Below are 19,990 nucleotides of genomic sequence, written 5' to 3'. Positions count from 1 at the left end.
TCGCCATGCCTTCGGGGCGCAGGCCCCGGTCTTCAATCCATCCGCACGCGGTCAGGCCTGTAACTCATCCTCCATGGCCGTTTGGACCGCTGCCTCCGCCGGTCTTTCCCATTGTCAGCCGATCGAGATTCTCTCTAGCGAATCCTATTCCCGGATCGATCTCCAATGCAAGCCGATAATAATGGATGGCCCGTTCCCGATCTCCCATATCGCGGTAATTGGAGGCAATATTTGCATAGTCGATCGCCGAGGACGGATCCAACTCGATAGACCGCTCAAAACACGCAATAGCCTTTTCGTGTTCCCGCAGTTTGAAATAGCAAAATCCCATCAGGTTGAACACATCCGTCCTTTCGGGATCATACCCTTCCGCCCGCCGGGCGGCCGCGATCGACTCGCTGTACCGCCCCAGTTCCTTGAGGCATACCGCCGCATAAACAAGGATGGTAGGGATATCCTCCTCCTTGGGATCGCGGCCCAACGCCCGCTCGAAGGCCTCGAGGGCCTCGGGATGACGGCCGGATTCGAGGTACGCCATGCCCTTGTAAAAGTGGACGTAATATCGGCCGGGAAGCGCCTTCTCCATTCGATCGAGCCCCCCCAGGGCCCGGAATGGATCTCCCTTTTCAGCCATGATTTTGGCCGTAAACATCCCTACACTGGTCCCCGCCGCACGCTCCCTGAAGTGGGCGCCGGGGATGATCGTATAGAAAGCGGGCACGCCCAGCCGGGGATGGATGACATCGATCACGAGCACCTCCATCCCCCTGCCGGCCAGGGCGTCCACGCAGTTTTCGACCTCCACACGGATATTGGCGTCCGAAAGATTCGGCAAATCACACAGCCCGACCGTTCCCCCTGCCTTGCGGATGAAGGCTGCCTCATCGAGCGTCCTGAACTTCGGCAACCCGCTCGCGACATAGTTCGAGCCGGTGTCGAAGTCCCCACCGAGCTGGGCCACCTCCGTCAAAGCCCGGCTGAGGGCCTTTTCCGGGTCGGGGGTGGTTCCCGCCGTCCAGACGATTTCACTCCTGTGGGGGAAGGTCGCCGGGTCATACGCCAGAACCCCCACCGTCGGGATACCCGTATTCAGGGAAAAATCGGACGCAACCAGTTCGATCCCAACGGCACGGTATTTCGCAAGCATTTCCCTCACCAGCGGATCCCGCGCCGTGTCGAGGTCGATCGCCGGAACCCTGAGCCGCCCTCTGCTCACGAGGCTCGAGACATGCCGCTCGACCACCTCGCACAACCCCTGGAGCAGGGCCTCTTCGACGCAGTTTCCCGCGGAAGTGCCGTTGAACTCGTTGATCGCGAAAAACCAGTCGAAGGGGATCAGCACCGCTTCTTTCCGCGTCAGATTGTACCCCCACGTCCACCTGAGTGGGAGCCGCGCGAAGATCTCCAGGGCCTTGTCGACATCCTCCGAGGTATCGTGCACCGAGCGGGCGATCATTTCGAGCGGGACGGCGCGTTCCTTCAGATTGTCCCAGCAATCCAGCGTAAAATGGGCATCGTCCCGGCAGAAACTGAAGAAGCTGAAACGCTCGGCCAGCTCCATCACGGCGCTCGCCTCGGCCTGCTGCGGTGTTCCGCCCTTGCCCATCTGCTTGCGCGTGCCGGTGACCGCCTCTGCATCCCTGCCGCAGACACTGAAATAGACCGGTATCCCGATGCGGCCGTTATCGATCCGGACCGTCTCGGCCAGGATGTCCAGATCCAGTGAAGCAAGTTTCCGCCTGAAACGCCCTACGGTTTCCTCGGGTGTCAGGACCTTATCCTGGTCCAGCGTGAAATGCTTGTAGGCATCCTTTAAGGTTATGGTGTAAGGCATCGGCCTCCTATTCTGCTTTCATGTCTGAAATGGGCTTTACAGCCGATCGCGGCCGCGATCGTTCGCCTGCAGCGCTGAGGGATCACCGGCGCGGCCCCGTGGAAATGGAGGGCGGTGGCCGGTCGGACGCTCCTGTTCCTCCAGGATGCCTCGGGCGGCGCCAAAGCGGGGCGGGTCTGTTTCTGAACGAGATGCAGTATAATGCCGGAAGGCGGCCTTGTCCACCTTCGGGAGCGATCCGCTTCAGTCGACCGGCCGATTCACCTTTCCGGGCAGGTACCCTTCGAGATCGATCGAGATGTGGCTGAAACCGAGCGACCGGAAGTGCTCCATTAGGCCTGCACGAAAGCCCGGATCCAGGAACCGGTGCAGATCCTCCACCGGCGCTTCGATCCGGGCGACTCCCAGGCTGCTTCTGACCCGGATCCCTGAAAAGCCCCGATCGTCGAGATAGGCCTCCGCCTCCTCCACCCGTCTCAGGCCGCGTTCCGTCAGGGGTTCCCCATAGGGAATCCGGGTGGCCAAACAGGCCATGGCAGGTCTCCGCCAATTCGGAAGGCCCATACGGCCCGCCAACGCACGGATTTCCGCCTTCCCGAGCCCTGCTGTCATCAGGGGCGAAAGAATTCCCTCTTCCTCCGCAGCTCGAAACCCGGGACGGAAATCCAACAGGTCGTCCCGGTTCGCCCCGTGGGCCACGCGGGCAAGGCCAACTTCTTCGGCGATCTCCCGAATCCGTTTGAAAAGAAGACGTTTACAGTGATAACAACGGTCCCGGTCGTTGGCCATGAAGGCCTTCAGATCCATTTCCCGAGGATCGAAAACCCGTTGCCGCACCCCGAGGTGGCCCGCCATCTCCACCGCATAGGATGTTTCTCCGCTTGAACGGATGGCGGATGCAGCCGTGACAGCCAGCACCCGGTCCTTTCCGAGGGCGGCCTTACCCCCAGCCAGGAGCAGTGTGCTGTCGACCCCCCCGGAAAAGGCGACAACGAGCGAATCCAGCCTTTTCAGGGCGTCCAGCAGGGCCGAGAATTTATCTTCGGCCAGGACCTTGTCCATGTCCGTAGTCCGGCTCTTCATCGAGAGCTACCAGCAGATCTTCCACCTGCAAGACAAAATGTTGATGCTGCCATTCCGGTACAAGAAACGTCCTCTCCTCCAGCCTGGCAGCCTCGGCGGCAGCCCTGGCGGAAGGGTCCTCCCCCGGAGCGTCCCCTTCGGACGCGGTTTCAGCTGCGGACGCAGCGGCTTCGTCGTCCGGCGCATCCTTTTCCTGCGGCTCCCAGGCAACCGCCACCCGCAAAGGGCAGCCCTTCTCATCCACACACGCGGCGCCCGGGTAAATCCGATACACCACCCCGTTGAACAGCCGGTAGGCTATTACCACGGGGAAGCTGCCCCCATCGGATCCCTCGCTCCTGCGGGGGCCCTCGAGGTCGAGCATCTGCAGGGAAGAAACCGCGTCGCTCAAACGCCGCAGCTTCTCCGGGTCCAAAACGTAACGTTCGGGAAGATTTTCCAGGGTAAGAGATTGCTCCGGCGCATTCCGTTTCAGACGGTAACGGACCCGGCCAACGCCGGCCTCTCGGCAGACGATTTCGGAGATGTCGGCGGGCGCGACTTTCAGAATCAGCTTATCCAGCCAATCGGCAGGCCGGCAGCTCACGGCAAGGGAACGATCCACCCGGTAAACGCCCGGCAGCCGGTTCAACCTGACATACCGGCCGGCAGCGGCACCCTGATTGGAAGGCTTGTCCGTGCCCAAAGCCATTTCCACCAGTCTTTCCCCCTCGGCGTTCATCAGCGTCAGCAGGGTTGCCGCCTCCGCCGCCTGGACCGCGTGGTCCTCCGGATCTTTCAGACCCAACCGCCCCAGGGTCTCCTGATCGGGCTCGAAAACCCGCCCGATCTTCGCCTCACGGACATCCTTCACGAGGGCGGCAATGCGTGAAAAATCGGCCGGGTAACCCTCCCGCTCCAACACCACCCAGCGGCCGTCCCGCTCCGCGAGGCCCACTGAGCCTTCCAACCCGCGAATCGAAACGGCGGCGATATCCTGCCAGGGCAGATCCTCAAGCAGCGTACGGCCAAGGAGGCCCTCTCCGGACGGCTGCTTCAACCGCAGGGTCAGCGCCGTCGCCCCTGCCAGCACAGCCAGGATCAGCACCAGAATGATCGCCTGTTTCGCCTTCATTTCCCCCTCATCCTCTTTCGCCGATGAACCGCGTACCCCAAACCGAAGACAGCGACCAGGGCAGGCATCAGAAAGATGTTCACCCCCTTGAGGACCGCCCCGAGTCTGTCGATATCCGCCCTCAGGTTCTTACGCACCCGCTTCAGTTCCTGATTGATCCGCCGCCTTTCTTCCCGGAAACGTTCGATCTCCGCCTCCTGCTCCGGGCTCAGAACGAGCTTCTGGGTCTCTTCCTTCTGCTGCTGGAGTTCACGCAACCTCCGGTTGGTCGCCTCGATCCTCTCCTGCAGTTCGTTTTCCTTGTCGAGCCACCTGGCCTGCGCCGCCCGTTCAAGCGCAATGACTTTGATCTTATCCGTAAATAACGCCTACTTTTCGGTAGGCGATGATAGCAGCAGCCATATGCAGCAAAGCCATATAGGTATCGCTGAGTTTCTCATAGCGAACCAGGAGTTTACGGAAGCGATTGAACCATGAATGACTCACTTCAACGACCCATCTTCTGGCTTTCCATGCGGGATTGCGCTTTTTTTCCTGGCGCTCGTCCCCCCGTGTTTTCACGTGAGGAATATAACCGTGCGCAACGATGGTCTCCAATGCCGGTTTGCCATCATAGGCTTTATCCGCACACAGATTCTGCTGGATATCGGTGGGACGGTCGATGACGATTTCTTCCAGCACCAGTTCCAATTGGGTCACATCATGCCGGTTTGCTCCGGTCACGACGAGCGACAGCGGGACACCACGGCCGTCCACCAGCAGATGGCGTTTGGTCCCATTTTTTTCCCCTGTCGGTCGGATTCCGACCAACCGCTTCCAGCGCCAGGGGAGCCTTGACCATCGCCCCGTCGATGCTTTGCCAACTCCAGGCGATGCCCTCCATTTCATCGTATTCGGCAAGCCCGGCTCTCCACAAGGCGACAAAAAAGCCTGCACGCATCCAATGCATGAAGTGGGTGTGGATCGCGCTGGGACTTCCGAAACGTTCCTTGGGAAGCGCTTTCCACTGACAGCCGGTTCTGAGCACGTACATGATGGCTTCAAAAATCTGCCGGGGGGGCATCGGCTTTCTTCCGCCGCCGATTTTGCGCTTGTAAGATTTTTCTGGATCCCGCTCGGGCGCCGGCACAAGGGGTTTAACCCTCTCCCAAAAGGCATCGGATACTTCCCACGATTGAATTTTTGTCATAGGGCCTCCATCGCAAAGGTTCAAGATGGCTGCCAGGATAGCAAAAGTCGTGAGAAAAGTACATTTTATTTACGGATAAGCACTTTGTCAAAGGGCCGCTCGAATGTCCCCCTGCTTCGAATCCCGATCAAATCATCCCCTCCGATCAGGATTTCACACGCATTCGCCAGGAAATTGAGGTTGTCATTGAATGTCTGCGCAACATTGAATCCGAAGACACTGCCCCGCTGGACGCTGAAGCGGTCGGCCAGGAAATCGACGTCGGCCGCCACAATGACGGCCGCACTCTTCAGCCCCTTATCGAGGTGGGCGGAGGCCCCTCCCGAAGGAGAAGCCTCTTCGCCGCCGCTTTCATCGGCCGGAGGTCCATCGGGAAAGGCGCTCTCGAAATGTCCTCCGATCCGCACCGCAACGGGATAGGGCCCGCCGGGGGCAAAGCCTTTCCGGAGCCCGGCCGGATCCTCCCTCAGCCGGGCCGTCTCCACCAGCGCGGCCTCCCTGCCCGTTGAAACCAGCGGCTCGAAATCCACAGAGGCGCCCGGCTTGCGTGCAATCGCCCCGGCTACCGGCAAGAGCATCTGCTCGAGGCGCGAGGTGACCACGTTTCCGGCATCGAGCCCATCCTTCCCGATCGAGAGGATAAGCGGGTTGTTTTCAGTCTGGCCGGTCGCGCCGCGAACCGTCGTGGCATGCTCGAAATCGACGACCATGCGGCCGCTTTCCACATCGATTCCCCAGGCACCGAACAAACGCGGAAGAGAAGACGAAGGCACCGCACCGGACATCATTGGTCGACCGGTATCGGATACACAGAACGGATCGACGAAAACCGCCATCCTGCCGCCCCCCAGCACATACTGGTCCAAGGCATATTCCATTCCCGGCTCCAGATCCTTCGGATGTACGAGGAGCACCAGGTCCACATCCGGGTCGATCCTGTCCGCCGAAAGGGGGACCTCCCGAACCTCGTAGGTCTTTCTGAGCTCTTCGACAAAAAACCAGGGCCGGGAATCGGCCTGCTGAAACCCCGCCCCGGGCTGCCCCGGGTCTGCCCCGAGGACCGGCAGCGGGCTGATCACCCCCACGACACCCCTGGCACCGGCCGACACCCGCTGGATCGAACGGGTGACATCGTATTCGAGAAGGTCCTCCCTGCCGGGATCTAGAAATTCGATGACCTCCTCCCGGTCCTGGCACAGAAAAGCCAGGCCGCAGTAAAACGGCTCACCGCCCCCGGTTGGAAGCGATTTCAGCCCGTAGCTCAAAGCCCAGTCCTCCGCATCGGAGTCCGGCTTGGGATCAACCCGCTCGATCACGATCTTTCCTCCGGCGGCACGTTCATACTCCGAAAGGAAATCCTCAACCCGGCGCGCGTAGAGCTTCATCTGCCCGACGAGGTCGGCGCTCTCCCGGCTGAAAAAAAACTGAATCGTCACCGGCTCATCCAGGCGAGCCAGGATGTTGCGGGTTCCCTCCGAGAGCGAGTAGAGCTTTTCCTCGGTGGCGTCGATTCGCGCGGGGACAAAAGACAGCAGGACATTGACGAGCATCACGATGAGGAAGAGGGCTGCCAGCCCCACAGCCGAAATCACCGTCCTCCTGAAATCGTAACCTTTTTCCATAGAAGACTTCTCCTGTTCCATCCGATACGATCCGGCCCTTCATAGCCATTCGCAACGAACCCGACCGGGTGTCCAGCCCGCCCCATTTCCCCTGAAAACGGCCCGCCCCGCCGCTCTCGGCGCCCATCGGCGCGCTTGCCCGCGCAAGGATCCGCCCCGAAAGGGTAGAACCGGCACGAGCGGCGGCCTCAGCGGATTCCCGGGATCCACGGAACCCAGTCGGTGGCCTCGAGCGGGCAGACGGCTGCCCGAACCCTAGAAAGCCCGGCGGTTGCGGAGAATCACGCCTGTTGCGGACAACATGAAAAAGATCACCGAGAAAAAGTAGATGACATCCCTCACATCCAGGATGCCCCTTTGCATGGCCATGAAATGGGGCATAAAGCTGAGCCCCGAGACCGTATCCACCAACCATGCCGGCGCCCAGCCCGCAAGCATGCCGGTGACCGGCGGCCAGCCGGCCAAGACCAGAAACAGGCAGATAACCAGCGACACGATGAAACTGATCACCTGGTTGCGGGTCAGGGAAGAGGTCATCCCGCCGATACCGATATAGGCGCCCGCCATGAGGAGACTGCCCGCATAACCACAGGCTACGGCACCCAGATCGGGATCTCCGAGATAGGCCACCGTCAACACAAGGGGAAAGGTCAGGAACAGCGCGATGGCGATGAATAGCCATGCCGCAAGGAATTTTCCGAGCACGATCTGAGGGATGCTCACCGGCAGCGTCATCAGCAGCTCGATAGTTCCGGTCCGCCACTCTTCCGCCCAAAGGCGCATCGCTACAGCCGGCACCAGAAAAAGGAAAATCCAGGGGTGCCAAAGGAAAAAAGGCGCCAGATCGGCCTGCCCCATCTCGTAGAACCGTCCGACGGAAAAGGTGAAAAATCCGGTCAGCAACAGAAAGATGATGATGAAGACGTAGGCCACCGGGGCACCGAAGTACCCGCCAAGTTCCCGCCTGGCGACCGTCCACGTATTCTGCAACGCCCCGCTCATGGATGCCCCTCCGGCGTTCCGGAAGTCGTGATCATTCGAAAAACCTCGTCCAAACGTCCTTCTTCGACGGTGATGGAACCTACGCGCAAGCCCGACTCACGGCATAAACCGAGAACCATCTCGGCAGCCCCGTCTCTAGGATCGACCGGCCGGATCCTGATGACCTTCCACCCGCCGGCCTCCGCCAGACCATCGACCGCCCTCACCCGCTCCCCGGCCTGCAGAATCTCCATCGGGTTCCGCCCTCCGTCCCCCTGAACGGTGATCCGGATACTGCCGTGGTGCGGAGATCGTGCCCGCAAGGCCCCCGGCGTATCGTCGGCGGCGATCCGTCCCCGGTCGATGATGATGGCGCGTGTGCAAACCGCATCCACCTCTTCCAGGATGTGCGTCGACAGGATGACCGCCTTCTCCCGGGCCATCTCCTGGATCATCTGCCGGACCTCGTGCTTCTGGTTGGGGTCCAGCCCGTCGGTGGGCTCGTCCATGATCAGGTAGTCCGGGTCGTGGAGGATGCTCTGCGCCAGGCAGACCCGCTGTTTGTAGCCCTTTGAAAGCGTGTGCACCGGCTGGCTCCTGACCTCCCCGAGATAGCACCTTTCCATGACGGCATCCACCCTGCCGGCCGTTTCGCGTCCGCGAAACCCCCTGATTTCCGCAATGAACTTCAAAAAGCCGTTCACCGTCATCTCCGGATAAACCGGCGCGTTCTCCGGCAGATATCCGAATCGGCGACGCGCAATGAGCGGATCGTCCAGAATATCCGCTCCGGCGATCCGCACGCGCCCTGAAGACGGGGGGAGAAAACCGGTGATCATGCGCATGGTCGTGGACTTTCCGGCGCCGTTCGGCCCCAGGAAACCCAGGACCTCCCCCCGCTCCACCTGGAAGGACACCCCATCCACGGCCCGCTTCTGCCCAAACCATTTCGTCAATGCCGCGACTTCGATCATCTTTAAAAAACCCCTGCTGAAGCGCCTTTTTCCTCCGCTCTTCCTCTCTCGTGGCCTGTGCCCCCCGGCGGAACACGTCCGGCAGGCCGAAAAATCCCTGTCTGGCTGCAGGCCCCGGGCCCCTTCAAAGAATCCGTATCAGTCCCCTCCGACCGGTTTCCCCGAGCAGACAGTCAAAACATCCTGGAGGGCCTTGACAAAACGCCCGAACCCCCCATTCCTGCAACGGCCTTCATCCTTCCGCCCCAGAAGGGCGCGTCGCAGCCCGGCTGTCAGTTCGAGCTGGAGTCCTTTGCCGGAACGCCCGCGGTTGCAGAGGTTCATCGGGTTGACACCCGGGAAACGGGCCGACTCGCTGACCGTAAAAGAGGCGGCGTTGAGCGCCTCCCGGGCGGCTTCCTTCAGCGCATCATCGCGGCCCCCAAGATAGACGCAACAATCGGGACCGCGGCATCCATGAATGGAAAGAACCGATTCAGCCGCGCAGGCGAGCTCCACGGCGCAGGGTTCGTCGAAGAGATGGCTTGGGATGCGGAGAGCTGCATTCCCCGCGGCCCCTATCCCCCTGAAGCAGTAAAAGCCGTGCAGATCTCCCGCAATAGCCTCGGCCAGAGTACCGGTACCCGGCTCTATACCGCCCCCATGCAGTGCCATGACAAGGATGCCGGTCGGTCCGGCAGGTCTGAACCGAATGTCATAGTCCCTGCCTAAGGCCTGCTCCAGCCGCAGCACCTGAAAACTCGCATATCCCACCATAGGGTCCAACTCTCCTTATGCATGGTTTTCGGCGGACGCCCGGCGCACGCGCTCGACGGCCTCCTGCGCCACATCCCCCACACGCCAGGGGCGCAGCGTACCCTCCAGAAACAGGACCACTTCACGGGCATCGGCCCGGAGCGACTCGAGCAGGGACAGTGCAGAAGAGGCCGACAACTGTCCGAGGGCCCTCGCCGCCAGCGCGCATTCTTCGGCATCGTCGCTTTGGCAGAAACCGAGAAGGGGCTCCGTTGCCTTCTGCATCAAATCCGCCCTCGTCTCCGCAGCCCGGCCTACGCCCCAGAGCGCGCCCCTGCGCAGCGGCCCGTATTCGAGGAAATTCCCATCTTCCCGGATATAAGAGATCAAAACCTGGTGGAATTCCACGGCCAGACCGGCGTGGACGGCAACGATCTCACCCATGCCTTCCGGACACCCCCACCCGATACCGCCCGATTCGTCGTTCAACTGCCACATCATCCGGCGAAGGATCGTCCTTGCCCCTTCCATATCCTCCCCGGCGAGGCGCTCCGCAACGACACCGAATCCCTGAACCGCCCGCCACTTCACAAGCGGCACGGGATGAAGAAGCAGCGAAAAAAGGGGGTTCACGGCTGTGCGCGGCGCGAGAGACGAGATGAACGCCCGGCAGGTCTTTGCATCCATCTCGCCGAATACACGCGCCATTTCGGTCTTGATCTGTCTGGAGCGGGCGGGCTGCTTTGGCATGGGTTCGGGATTCACATCGAGACCAGCCTGGTCGGTCATGAGTGGTTTCTGGGGTTAACAGGCCTCCAACACATCTTCGACACCCTGGAGGAACTCGTTCAAGGCGAAGGGCTTCGTAAATATCTTATGGGCGCCAAGCGCCTCGGCCAGGTGAAGATAAGTCTCGGGACCCAGTTGACCTCCGCCGGATATGGCGATAATCTTGACTGCGGGAAAGTCCCGGCGCAGATCGCGAATCGTTTCGATGCCTTCTTTCCCGGGCATGAGAACATCCGTAATCACCAGATCGGCGGGATTTTGACGGTACCGCGCGATCCCTACGTTCCCGTCATCGGCATCATCCACGTCGTAGCCCTTCATTTCCAGGAACTGTCTCAACATGGACCGGATCTGGTCGTCGTCGTCTATGATCAGAATGCGCGGCATGGCTTCGTTGCTTTCCTGAGATCTCACCTATTTGATATCCATATTTCAACTGGTTCAGGATAGCGACCTCGCCGAGGCGGGTCAAGCAGAATTGGGAGGGGAAGCCCTTTCAAAGCATCCCGGCCCCTCCTGCCGAGGCAATCCGGAGAAATCCGCCAAAGGACCCTTGACAAGCGATTGGACCGGGGAGTAGGGTCTCTTAGTCAGCCTGGCCGCTCATCTTCCACCTTGGAGGCGATCCTGATGGGCCATCTGTTGATCTTTTCAAGAAACCGCTCCACCGTTGTCGAAAGAATCTCTTCTGAGTGTATGAAATCATCCTGCGTCCTGCGGGACACCTTCATCGATGCCCTCGTTGAAGTCACGGTCGAACTTCCAGACCTCGAAATCACACAAGTGAATCACCAAGTCCGGCGATGGAAGCACCCTGTCGGACCCGAGGCAGAAGAGATGCTGCAGCACGCCATCGGTGTTCGGATAGGACCGGGTATGCTGAAGATCATCCAGGGGCTCGGGGGAAATCAACAGAGATTTCGGGAGCTCTTCTTCATGCTCGAAGAATGCTGCCAGGCGATCATCCTTTCCTTCACGAAGGAGGTTCTTGTGCAGTCACCCCGGCCGACGGACGCCGACGCCTCCAGGGCCTTTTATAACGAAATGGTAAGGGAAAACATCCGGCTGTACAACCGCTGCGCAGCCTTCGCCCCGGGAAGTCCTCTGGTGGAAGGCATCGACATTGAAGGCAACGGGGCCGAGAACTCATGAGCCGGAAGATCCTGTCTGCAGGCGGATCCGTGTCGCGTCTCACTATTGATTAAGGTTATTCAACATGCCTGATGTTACCTTCATCCGCAACAAGATCGTGACCGTCGAAGTACACAACGAAAAGACCCTCCTCGCCCGCGGGCTGCTTGCCGACGATATTTACGGTCTCGAGATCAAGGTCTACATCGACACCACCGGCATGACGATCCATGCCCTCGAAGGGCAGTGGAACCGCTGGACAACGCCGGAATGCCATCGGGCGATCGAAGAACTGCATCGAGCCGTGGGGGCGTGCATACTCGACAGCGATTTCAGCCAGAAAATCAAAAAGACCGTGGGACGCCTTTCGTGCCGCCACTTCGCCAATCTGCTCCTCGAGTGCTGCGACAGCGCACGGGAGGCGGCAGAACTGCCGATCAAACCTCTCGAAAAAACCGCCGCCCCAGCATCGGCGGAAAGCCCGGCAGCCCATGCCGCCGCGCCGCAGCCCGACCGGCGGCTCAACCCTGAAACGGTTGAAGCCTCTGTCGCGTCCACTCCCGCACCCGAACACAGCCGGCCGCCGAAGACCCAAAACGCCCCCGCTACTTTGCGGGAGGCCGGCGGGTGCATCCTCGATCTCCACTTGCACAGTTATCCGGCATCGCCCTGCAGTTCGGCCTCGGTCGATGACCTGATCCGGGAAGCCAAGCGGATCGGCCTCGACGGCATTTGCCTGACCGATCACCATCACCGCTGGGATCGGGATTCCCTCGCTCGCCTCTCCAAAACCCACGACTTTCTGGTCCTCGGCGGCAATGAGGTCACCACCGATCAGGGAGACATCCTCGTCTTCGGCGCTGAGAAGGACTTCCCCGGCATCGTCACTATCCAGGAACTGAGGGAGCAGGCAGGTCCCGAAGCCTTCCTGATTGCGGCCCACCCGTTCCGCGGGTTCTTGACCTTCGGGATCGGCCGCTTGGGCCTGACGCCCGAAAAGGCCATGCAGCGGACCCTGTTTCGATATGTCGATGCCGTCGAGGTCCTGAACGGCAAGGTGACGGAAAAGGAAAACGCCTTCTCACGCAAAGTCGCCGATGCCCTGCACCTGCCCGCAACCGGGGGCAGCGACGCCCATGAGGTCTCCGAGGTGGGTCTTTACGCGACGCATTTCGAAGCAGCGATCCAGAACGAGGCGGAGCTTCTGGCAGCCCTTCGAAGCGGCCGTTTTCAGCCCGTCGTTTTTCGTGTCAACCCCTCACCCGCATAAGGAGTGCCCTGCATGAAACCGCAACGTGACTGGAAAAAAATAATTCGGCGCCTCGAACTGCTCCTGCGCCTCAAATCCTTTCCTGTAGGGATGAAACTGCTCGAGAAGAAAGAGGAGTTGGACACCATTCCATTTTTGCGCCGTATGGATCACAAAGTGACCTTCTGCCAGATGACCAATCTGGTGCGCAACTTCGACTGGACGGTCGGTGCCTCCCGGGAGGACTTCATCTATATCTCCTGCCCCTCCATTCTGGGCTTCACCGATATCCCCCAACTATACAAAGACGGAACATTCCGGAGCATCGTCTGGGTGAGGACGCGGGAGGACGGAAAGCGCTACGAGGCCTCGGTTCCGCGCATCCCCCTGGGGAAATTCGAGGCCGTCGCCCTGGCGCCGCAGGTCTACAACCCCTTCGAACCCGACATGGTTCTCCTGTACGCCAATCCGGCGCAGATGATGCTTCTCATCAACGCCCTGCAGTTCGACGACTACGAGGTCATGACCTTCCACTGCGTCGGTGAGTCTTCCTGTTCAGATGCCATCGCCCGGTGCTACCTGACCGGCAAGCCTTCCCTGACCATCCCCTGCTACGGTGAAAGGCGCTACGGCCACGCCCAGGACGACGAACTGGTCATCGCGCTGCCGCCCGAGAGCCTTGAAAAGGCCCAGCGGAATCTCGAGACGCTTTACCGCAAGGGCATTCGCTACCCCATCAGCTATGCCGGCGCCGAACTGGACGTGACGAGCGGCTTCCCGGGCGCTTACGGGAGCCTTGACCAGATCCTGGAAATCCGGGGCGACGACAACCGCCTTCTTCTGGGAGTGACAGGCGGCATCGGCAGCGGAAAAAGCACGGTGGCCGCCATGCTGGAGGAACTCGGGGCGCCGATCATCGACTTCGATGTCCTCGCCCGCGAAGTCGTCGAGCCGGGGAAACCGGCCTATGACGAAATCGTGGAATTCTTCGGACGACAGGTCCTGCAGCCTGATGGCCAACTGGATCGCAAGGCCCTGTCCAAGATTGTCTTCCGGGACTTCGAAAAGCGCAAACGCCTCGAGTCCTTTACCCATCCTCGAATCTTCGAGGCCTACCACCGCGAGGTTGAACGGCTGGCCGGCGAAAACCCCGGCGCCGTTATCCAGGTGGTCATCCCGCTTCTGATAGAGCTCAACCTGCAGCACCGGTTCCACAAGCTGCTGGTGGTCTATGTCCCGGACAACATCCAGGTCGAACGGCTGGCCGCGCGGGACAACATCAGCCTCGAGGAGGCCGTTAACATCCTGAAATCCCAGCTCCCCATCGATGAAAAGGTCGCCTATGCCGACTATGTCATCCGCAACGACACATCGATCGAGGACACGCGCCGGCAGGTGGAAGACCTCTGGAAGACCCTGCAGACGCTCCAGGCGGAAAGACTCGCCTCCAAGGGCGGGTGCTGAAGAAGGGCAATGGGATGACCATGCACCGTTCCATCCGGAGCGTGGACCGCATCGAGGTCTTGACGCTCGCCGACAACTATGTCGATCTCCTCCTGCAAAGCGACGCGAGGGTGCAGCGGCCGCCGCTCGCCCGAAACGGTTCGATCCCCTCCGACACGCTGCTGGCCGAGCACGGCCTGTCGCTCCTGATCACGCTCGAAGCGAACGGCTCGACCCACACCCTCCTCATGGATGCAGGTTATACGAGGATTTCCGTTCTCCACAATCTGTCGATCCTGGGCCTCACGCTGGAAGCGGTGGAAGCGGTGGTCCTGAGCCACGGCCACATGGACCACACGGGCGGCCTCTACCCGCTTCTGGCCACCCTGCCGAACAGGGTCCCGCTGGTGGTTCACCCCGACGCCTTCCTCGAACGGCGCTATCTGCAACTCCCGGATGGACGCCGACTGCTTTTCCCGCAAAGGATCGATCGGGCCGAACTGGCGAGGCGCGGGGTCGACCTTCGTGAGACGAAGGAGCCATCTCTTCTCTGCGATGATCACCTGCTCGTCACCGGCGAAGTGGAGCGCGTCACCGCCTTCGAGAACGGGCTTCCCGGAGCGATGGTCGAAAGGAACGGCGCCGTCGAGCCCGATCCCATCCGGGATGACCAGGCCCTGGTGATGCATCTGAAAGACCGCGGCCTGGTGGTCATTGCCGGGTGCAGCCATGCAGGGATCGTCAATACCATCCTCTACGCCCGCACCGTGACGGGCATGGAGAGGATCCATGCCGTCCTCGGCGGGTTTCACTTGACCGGCCCCTATTTCGAGCAGGTGATTCCCCCGACGATCGAGGCGCTGCAATCCATGGACTGCGCCTTGATTGCCCCCATGCACTGCACGGGCTGGAAGGCGATCGGGGCCTTCGAGAAGGCCTTTCCTGAGGCCTTCGTCCTGAACAGCGTCGGGTCCCGCATCACGATCACATAGCGGCCGGCGTGCCGGCGCCCCTCAGAAGCAGTCAGTGGGCGTCGGGCGGAGCCTCGGAGGGCGTCCAGAGGTCATCCTCCACCAGGTACTCGTAGTCCTGGAAGGTCTTCGCGATCATGATGTCCATCGGTTTGAGGTCCTGCCCCTCCTGGTTGATGCGCATGAAGATGTCCCGTACGGCCGGGATGTCGAAGCCTCTGATCCAGATGACGGGGATCCGGTAGGCGCTGAACACCCGTGCCAGCCGGTCCAAATTCGAAAGGACCGTTTCATCGCAGCCCTCCGCCTCTGATATGGCACGCCGCACCCTCGCAGCGTCCGTCATGATCTCCTTCAACAGGACCAGAAAGGCCGGGTCGCGCTTCCGCCTCCTGCGCTTCAGTTCGTAACCGAAAAAGAAGGTGCCCCCGACCGCGTCGAAATAAAGGGCATGTGCAAGGCACGGCTGCTCCCGTCTTCCGCGCAACCTCCCCTCCCCGCCGAGCACGGCGATCATGATCGCCGTGGCGCGCTGCTGACCGTCGAGGATGTAGTGCCTGGGCCCCCCCTGCCCGGTGGCGCCGTTCTCCGGCAGCAGGTATCCGCCGATCTTTCGGTGGACGCGCAGGGAGATGTGCGTCTCCCAGCAGAGCAGGCTCCCGATCGGGTAGAACCGGTAGAGACTGTCCCAGAGTTGGATGATCTCCTGCGGCTCCCACACGAACTCCCGTTGAAACGAAGGGATCAGAAGCTCGTTTTTTGAAAGCATCCCGATCAGCTCAGCGAGGCCGACCTCTTTGGTATGGATATCGCGATCCTGATGCATTCCAATCCTCCTGCGAGCACCCCCCGGAATCCAAAGCGTGCGGGAGACGAGGATTACCTTGAAATCGCACGCCCGGCGCCGATTGCTCCGGTCGAACACACTTCATCCCAACCCTGAGGCAGAAGGTTGGAAGGCTTCCTTCTTGCCCCGTCGGAAAAGGGGATCCGGCATGACCGGAGCTCCGAACCGGAAAAGATAATTTTCAAACGATATCAAGGGGATCAAACATCTGCCCGGAGGCGGCTTGATGGCCGCCTCCGGGCAGATGTGCTATTGGACATCGAGAGTGGCGAAAAAGACCTTTTCGGGATAGGAACCCCCTTGCAGGCCCGGGACTCCGGACCCCGGAAGGGTTTCTACTTTTTGCCGATGGCCGCCAGGATCTTTTCCGGTGTAATCGGCAGGTCCTTGCAGCGATAACCTACGGCGTGATACACGGCGTCCGAAATCGCAGGGGCGGTGGGCGAGGCGAGTCCCTCGCCGCATTCCTTGGCCCCCATGGGCCCCTCCGGCTCGTAGGTGTCGATATGGGCCAGGGCACTGGGCGGCATATCGAGGGCCGAGGGCATCTTGTAGTCCAGGAAGTTGGGATTGAGGGTCTTGCCGTCCTTCATGACGAACTGCTCCGAGAGCGAATAGCCCAGCCCCATCTGGATCGATCCGGCCAACTGCCCTTCGACCGCACGGGGATTGATGACCGTGCCGGAGTCGTGGGCGGTCCACATCTGCTTGACCTCGACCAGGCCCGTCTCCTGATCGACCTCCACCTGCGCGATCTGAGCCCCGAAACCGAAGGCCGGCGTGACCAAGCCCTTGCCGCGCGGCGTGTAGGAGCCCCGCGCCACCAGAGGTTCGCCGCGGCGCGCCTTCTGCACCATCGCCACCGCGTCGCCGAAGGTCATGAAGCGGTCGGGCCGCCCCTGCGGGAAAACCTTGCCGTCCCGGCACACGATCTCATGGATGACGTTCAGGTTGAACCTCGCCGAGACCGCACCGAAGAGCTCCGCCTTGATCTTGCGGGCCGCGTCGATCACCGCGTTGCCCGCCATCAGGGTCACCCGGCTGCCCCAGGCCCCCAGATCGGCCTGCGGGGTCATGGACGTATCGGCGGAGGTGATGCGGATGTCCTCCATCTTCAGGCCCAGCTCCTCCGCCAGGATCTGCTTGAGGGCCGTGTCGCACCCCTGGCCGATGTCCGAGGCCATGGTCAACAGGTGGGCCGTACCGTCCGAGAAGACCCTGACCTCGGCGGCCGAGAACGGATACTGGGTGTTGAACCAGTTGAAGACACCGCCCGAGATGAAGCTGTAGCATCCGATCCCGATCCCCTGCCCCGGCTTGAGGTTCTTGCGTTTGTTCCTCCAGTCACTCATCTCGGCGACCTTCTCGATCGCCTCGATGAATCCGCAGCTCGAGATGGTCGCCACATCGGGGATCTTGTCGCCGCTGACCTGCGCGTTCTTGAGGCGGATATCGACCGGGTCGATCCCCAGGTCCTCGGCCGCCAGGTTCATCTGGATCTCGGCCGCGTAAAGCGATTGGGGCGCCCCGAACCCTCGCATGGCGCTGGCGGGCGGCTTGTTGGTGTAGACATGCTCCCCGTGGAACCGGTAGTTCGGGTAGCGGTAAAGCATGGCCCCGAAGTTGCCGCACAGGAAGGTGGCCGTAGGCCCCATGGCGTTGTAGGCCCCGCCGTCCAACCGAATCCGCAGGTCCTTCGCGACCAGGGTGCCGTCTTTTTTGAAGGCCACTTTCGAGTGGAGCCGCATGGGGTGGCGGCGCCGCCCGGTCAGGAATTCCTCCTCCCGGCTCAGGGTGAATTTCACGGGGCGGCCGGTCTTGCGGGCCATCAGCGCAGCGCAGAACTCCCAGGTCCTGAGTTCCATCTTGCCCCCGAAGCCGCCGCCGACGAAGGGCTTGATCACCCGGATGTCGTTTTCACGCATCCCGAGAGTCGAGGCAAGCAAACACTGGACGATATAAGGCACCTGGGTGGAGGTCCAGAGCGTGATCCGCCCGTCCAGGTCCACCTGCGCCAGGGCTGAGCAAGGCTCGAGATAGGCGTGGCTCACCGCGTGCACATCGAACGTATCCTCCCGGACGTAGTCCGCCTCGGCGAATGCCTTTTCCACGTCCCCGTACTGGATCTTGCGATTGACGCTGATGTTGTTGGTGCAATAGTCGTGCAGCACGGGGGCCCCTTCCCCGGCGGCCTCGTTGACGTCGAAGACGGCCGGAAGTTCCTCGTACTCCACCTCGATCAGTTCCAGCGCCTCTTCGGCCGTGTCCTTGTCGACAGCGGCCACGGCCGCCACCTCGTCCCCGATAAAGCGGACCTTGTCCACCGCCAGGGGATACTCGTCCTGGGTTTCGGGAAAAAGCCGCCAGTTGCCGTATTTGATCTTGGGGGTATCTTCGGCCGTAATGACGCACTTGACCCCCGGCAGCGCCGCCGCGCGGCTCGTGTCGATCCGGACGATGCGGGCATGAGCCAGGGGGCTCCGCAGGATCTTTCCATAGAGCATGCCCGGCAGTTTCATGTCGTCGGTATAGGTAGCGGTGCCCGTCGCCTTGGCGCGGGCGTCGTTACGCGGCACATCCTTGCCAACCATATTGAATCGTTTCATCGGATTATCCCCTTCCTCGTTTCTTACCGTTTCGCAGCCCGCGCCCGGGCCTCTTCGAGGGCCCGGCGGGTCAGTACCGCCACCATCTGTTTCCGGTATTCGGCGCTCGCCCTGACGTCCGTGATCGGACGCGCCTCGGCCTCAGCCGCTGCAGCCGCTTCCCGTGCCAGCTCGGCGCTCCATTCCTTCCCGCGAAGGACTCCCTCCGCCTTCCGCGCCCGCAGGGGAATCGGGGCAACCGCCCCGAGGACAATGGCCGCCTCACGGCAGACGTTCCCGTCCATGGTCACCATCACTCCGACGCAAACAGCCGAGATGTCCACCTTGCCGCGCGCGGAGATGTGCTGGTAGGATATACCGGCTCCCGGCGGCGGGGTCGGGACATGAATGGCGGTCATAATCTCGCCCGGTTCCATCGCCGTCTGCCCCGGGCCTTTGAAAAACTGATCGAGGGGGAATCTTCTTTCACCCTTCGGCCCCACCAGGACGGCCTCCCCACCCATGGCCACGAGGGTCGGGGCATTGTCGGCGGACGGGGCGGCGTTACAGAGGTTTCCGGCCACCGTGCCCATGTTGCGGATCTGGACGTTGGCCGTTTTGTTGGCAGCATAGGCTACAGCCGGGTAGTCGCGAAGGATGTCCGGGTGCGCCGCTACCTCCGCGAGGAGCGCCGTCGCCCCGATCGTCAGGCCCTTTTGCGGATCGACCTCGATCGTGTTCAAATCGGGGATCCCTTTCAGGTCGATCACGGCCTTCGGCTTCAACATCCCGTGGTTCATCTTCACCACGAGGTCCGTCCCACCCGCCAGGAGATGGGCGCCGGCGCCCTTTTCGGCCAGCAGTTGCAGGGCGGCATCCAGGGTTTCCGGTGCATGGTATTCGAATTTAGGCATTCTCATCGCTCGCCCCCCGCTTTGGATTGGTTGCGCATCTTTTCGGCGGCCACCCCGATGGCTTCCACGATCTGGTTGTAGCCCGTGCAGCGGCACAGGTTGCCCGAAAGGCCCGCGCGGATCTCGCCTTCGCTCGGCGCCGGGTTGTGGCTCAGGAGATAATAGGCCGACATCTCCATCCCCGCCGTGCAGAAACCGCACTGGATCGCTCCGTTTTCGATGAACGACTCCTGGATCGCGTGCAGTTCCTCACCCGACCGTGCAAGCCCCTCCACGGTGCGAATGTCCCTTCCGCTCACCGAAACCGCCAAGGTCAGGCAGGAACTGACGCTGCGGCCGTCGACGATGACGGTGCAGGCGCCACAGTCCCCGGACCCGCATCCGAGTTTGGTTCCGGTCAGATTCAAATCGTCCCTCAGGACTTCGTTCAGAGTCCGCCACGGCTCCACCGAAAGGGAATAGCGATCCCCGTTGACGATCAATTCGATCTGCTGTTTCATAGATGTTTACCCTCCATCTTTGTCCGAAA

General features: G+C 61.4%; 19 protein-coding genes. 4 read left to right on the top strand and 15 right to left on the bottom strand.

Annotated elements, in window-relative coordinates:
• Positions 1-64 precede the first annotated feature (64 nt).
• From H567_RS22350 to H567_RS0100945, 11 genes are all read right to left on the bottom strand, one after another.
• Positions 65-1,834 carry a YcaO-like family protein gene (locus H567_RS22350; RefSeq protein WP_051184355.1) on the bottom strand — a complete coding sequence of 590 codons (1,770 nt, stop codon included), beginning with the start codon at positions 1,832-1,834 and terminating at the stop codon, positions 65-67.
• 243 nt (positions 1,835-2,077) lie between these two features.
• Positions 2,078-2,917, bottom strand: coding sequence for an ATP-dependent sacrificial sulfur transferase LarE (gene larE / locus H567_RS0100995; RefSeq protein ID WP_084516701.1), 840 nt, complete (start codon positions 2,915-2,917; stop codon positions 2,078-2,080).
• Positions 2,871-4,031 (bottom strand): DUF4340 domain-containing protein, encoded by a 1,161-nt coding sequence (locus H567_RS0100990; RefSeq protein ID WP_028319965.1) that lies wholly within the window; start codon positions 4,029-4,031, stop codon positions 2,871-2,873. The genes larE and H567_RS0100990 overlap by 47 nt, the downstream gene beginning before the upstream one ends.
• Positions 4,028-4,288, bottom strand: coding sequence for a hypothetical protein (locus tag H567_RS0100985; RefSeq protein ID WP_028319964.1), 261 nt, complete (start codon positions 4,286-4,288; stop codon positions 4,028-4,030). Before H567_RS0100985 ends, H567_RS0100990 begins: the two co-directional genes overlap by 4 nt.
• A 94-nt stretch (positions 4,289-4,382) precedes the next feature.
• A protein-coding gene (locus tag H567_RS27665) for an IS5 family transposase (protein WP_435051117.1) occupies positions 4,383-5,220 on the bottom strand; the annotation gives its coding sequence in 2 pieces (ribosomal slippage) (positions 4,383-4,814 and positions 4,816-5,220; 837 coding nt in all).
• 65 nt (positions 5,221-5,285) lie between these two features.
• Positions 5,286-6,842: a GldG family protein gene (locus H567_RS0100970; protein WP_028319961.1), complete on the bottom strand. Its 1,557-nt coding sequence runs from the start codon at positions 6,840-6,842 to the stop codon at positions 5,286-5,288.
• Positions 6,843-7,097: 255 nt separating this feature from the next.
• Positions 7,098-7,844 (bottom strand): ABC transporter permease subunit, encoded by a 747-nt coding sequence (locus H567_RS0100965; RefSeq protein WP_035252978.1) that lies wholly within the window; start codon positions 7,842-7,844, stop codon positions 7,098-7,100.
• Positions 7,841-8,797: an ABC transporter ATP-binding protein gene (locus H567_RS0100960; RefSeq protein WP_028319959.1), complete on the bottom strand. Its 957-nt coding sequence runs from the start codon at positions 8,795-8,797 to the stop codon at positions 7,841-7,843. Before H567_RS0100960 ends, H567_RS0100965 begins: the two co-directional genes overlap by 4 nt.
• 138 nt (positions 8,798-8,935) lie before the next feature.
• Positions 8,936-9,553 (bottom strand): poly-gamma-glutamate hydrolase family protein, encoded by a 618-nt coding sequence (locus H567_RS22345; protein ID WP_051184354.1) that lies wholly within the window; start codon positions 9,551-9,553, stop codon positions 8,936-8,938.
• Between the two features lie 15 nt (positions 9,554-9,568).
• Positions 9,569-10,321 (bottom strand): DVU0298 family protein, encoded by a 753-nt coding sequence (locus H567_RS22340; protein ID WP_051184353.1) that lies wholly within the window; start codon positions 10,319-10,321, stop codon positions 9,569-9,571.
• A 15-nt stretch (positions 10,322-10,336) separates the two neighbouring features.
• Positions 10,337-10,735: a response regulator gene (locus H567_RS0100945; RefSeq protein WP_244155397.1), complete on the bottom strand. Its 399-nt coding sequence runs from the start codon at positions 10,733-10,735 to the stop codon at positions 10,337-10,339.
• Positions 10,736-10,951: 216 nt separating this feature from the next.
• Here H567_RS0100945 and H567_RS0100940 point away from each other — a divergent pair, with 216 nt between their 5' ends.
• The 4 genes from H567_RS0100940 to H567_RS0100925 all read left to right on the top strand — a co-directional run bounded on the left by H567_RS0100940 (position 10,952) and on the right by H567_RS0100925 (position 15,136).
• Entirely contained in the window at positions 10,952-11,473 is a 522-nt protein-coding gene (locus tag H567_RS0100940) for a hypothetical protein (RefSeq protein WP_028319957.1), read from the top strand.
• Between the two features lie 64 nt (positions 11,474-11,537).
• Complete coding sequence (locus H567_RS0100935; protein WP_028319956.1) at positions 11,538-12,722, top strand: PHP-associated domain-containing protein; 1,185 nt, start codon at positions 11,538-11,540, stop codon at positions 12,720-12,722.
• A 12-nt stretch (positions 12,723-12,734) separates the two neighbouring features.
• Positions 12,735-14,165, top strand: a complete 1,431-nt coding sequence (coaE, locus tag H567_RS26805) for a dephospho-CoA kinase (RefSeq protein ID WP_028319955.1) — start codon at positions 12,735-12,737, stop codon at positions 14,163-14,165.
• A gap of 14 nt (positions 14,166-14,179) precedes the next feature.
• Positions 14,180-15,136 carry an MBL fold metallo-hydrolase gene (locus tag H567_RS0100925; protein ID WP_028319954.1) on the top strand — a complete coding sequence of 319 codons (957 nt, stop codon included), beginning with the start codon at positions 14,180-14,182 and terminating at the stop codon, positions 15,134-15,136.
• Between the two features lie 31 nt (positions 15,137-15,167).
• On the opposite strand, the gene H567_RS0100920 is transcribed toward H567_RS0100925, so the two are convergent.
• The 4 genes from H567_RS0100920 to H567_RS0100900 all read right to left on the bottom strand — a co-directional run bounded on the left by H567_RS0100920 (position 15,168) and on the right by H567_RS0100900 (position 19,961).
• Entirely contained in the window at positions 15,168-15,941 is a 774-nt protein-coding gene (locus H567_RS0100920) for a DUF262 domain-containing protein (RefSeq protein ID WP_028319953.1), read from the bottom strand.
• Positions 15,942-16,297: 356 nt separating this feature from the next.
• The gene (locus H567_RS0100910; RefSeq protein ID WP_028319952.1) at positions 16,298-18,568 is read right to left on the bottom strand and encodes a xanthine dehydrogenase family protein molybdopterin-binding subunit; all 2,271 of its coding nucleotides are present in this window, start codon (positions 18,566-18,568) and stop codon (positions 16,298-16,300) included.
• Positions 18,569-18,591: 23 nt separating this feature from the next.
• The gene (locus H567_RS0100905) at positions 18,592-19,467 is read right to left on the bottom strand and encodes an FAD binding domain-containing protein (RefSeq protein ID WP_028319951.1); all 876 of its coding nucleotides are present in this window, start codon (positions 19,465-19,467) and stop codon (positions 18,592-18,594) included.
• On the bottom strand, positions 19,464-19,961 hold the full coding sequence (locus H567_RS0100900; protein WP_028319950.1) for a (2Fe-2S)-binding protein: 498 nt from the start codon (positions 19,959-19,961) through the stop codon (positions 19,464-19,466). Before H567_RS0100900 ends, H567_RS0100905 begins: the two co-directional genes overlap by 4 nt.
• Between the last annotated feature and the right edge of the window lie 29 nt (positions 19,962-19,990).

It is taken from the genome of Desulfatiglans anilini DSM 4660 (assembly GCF_000422285.1).
Taxonomy (GTDB): domain Bacteria; phylum Desulfobacterota; class DSM-4660; order Desulfatiglandales; family Desulfatiglandaceae; genus Desulfatiglans; species Desulfatiglans anilini.
The sequence above is the reverse complement of the archived record's forward strand: the minus strand, read 5'-3'. Positions and strand labels throughout refer to the sequence as shown.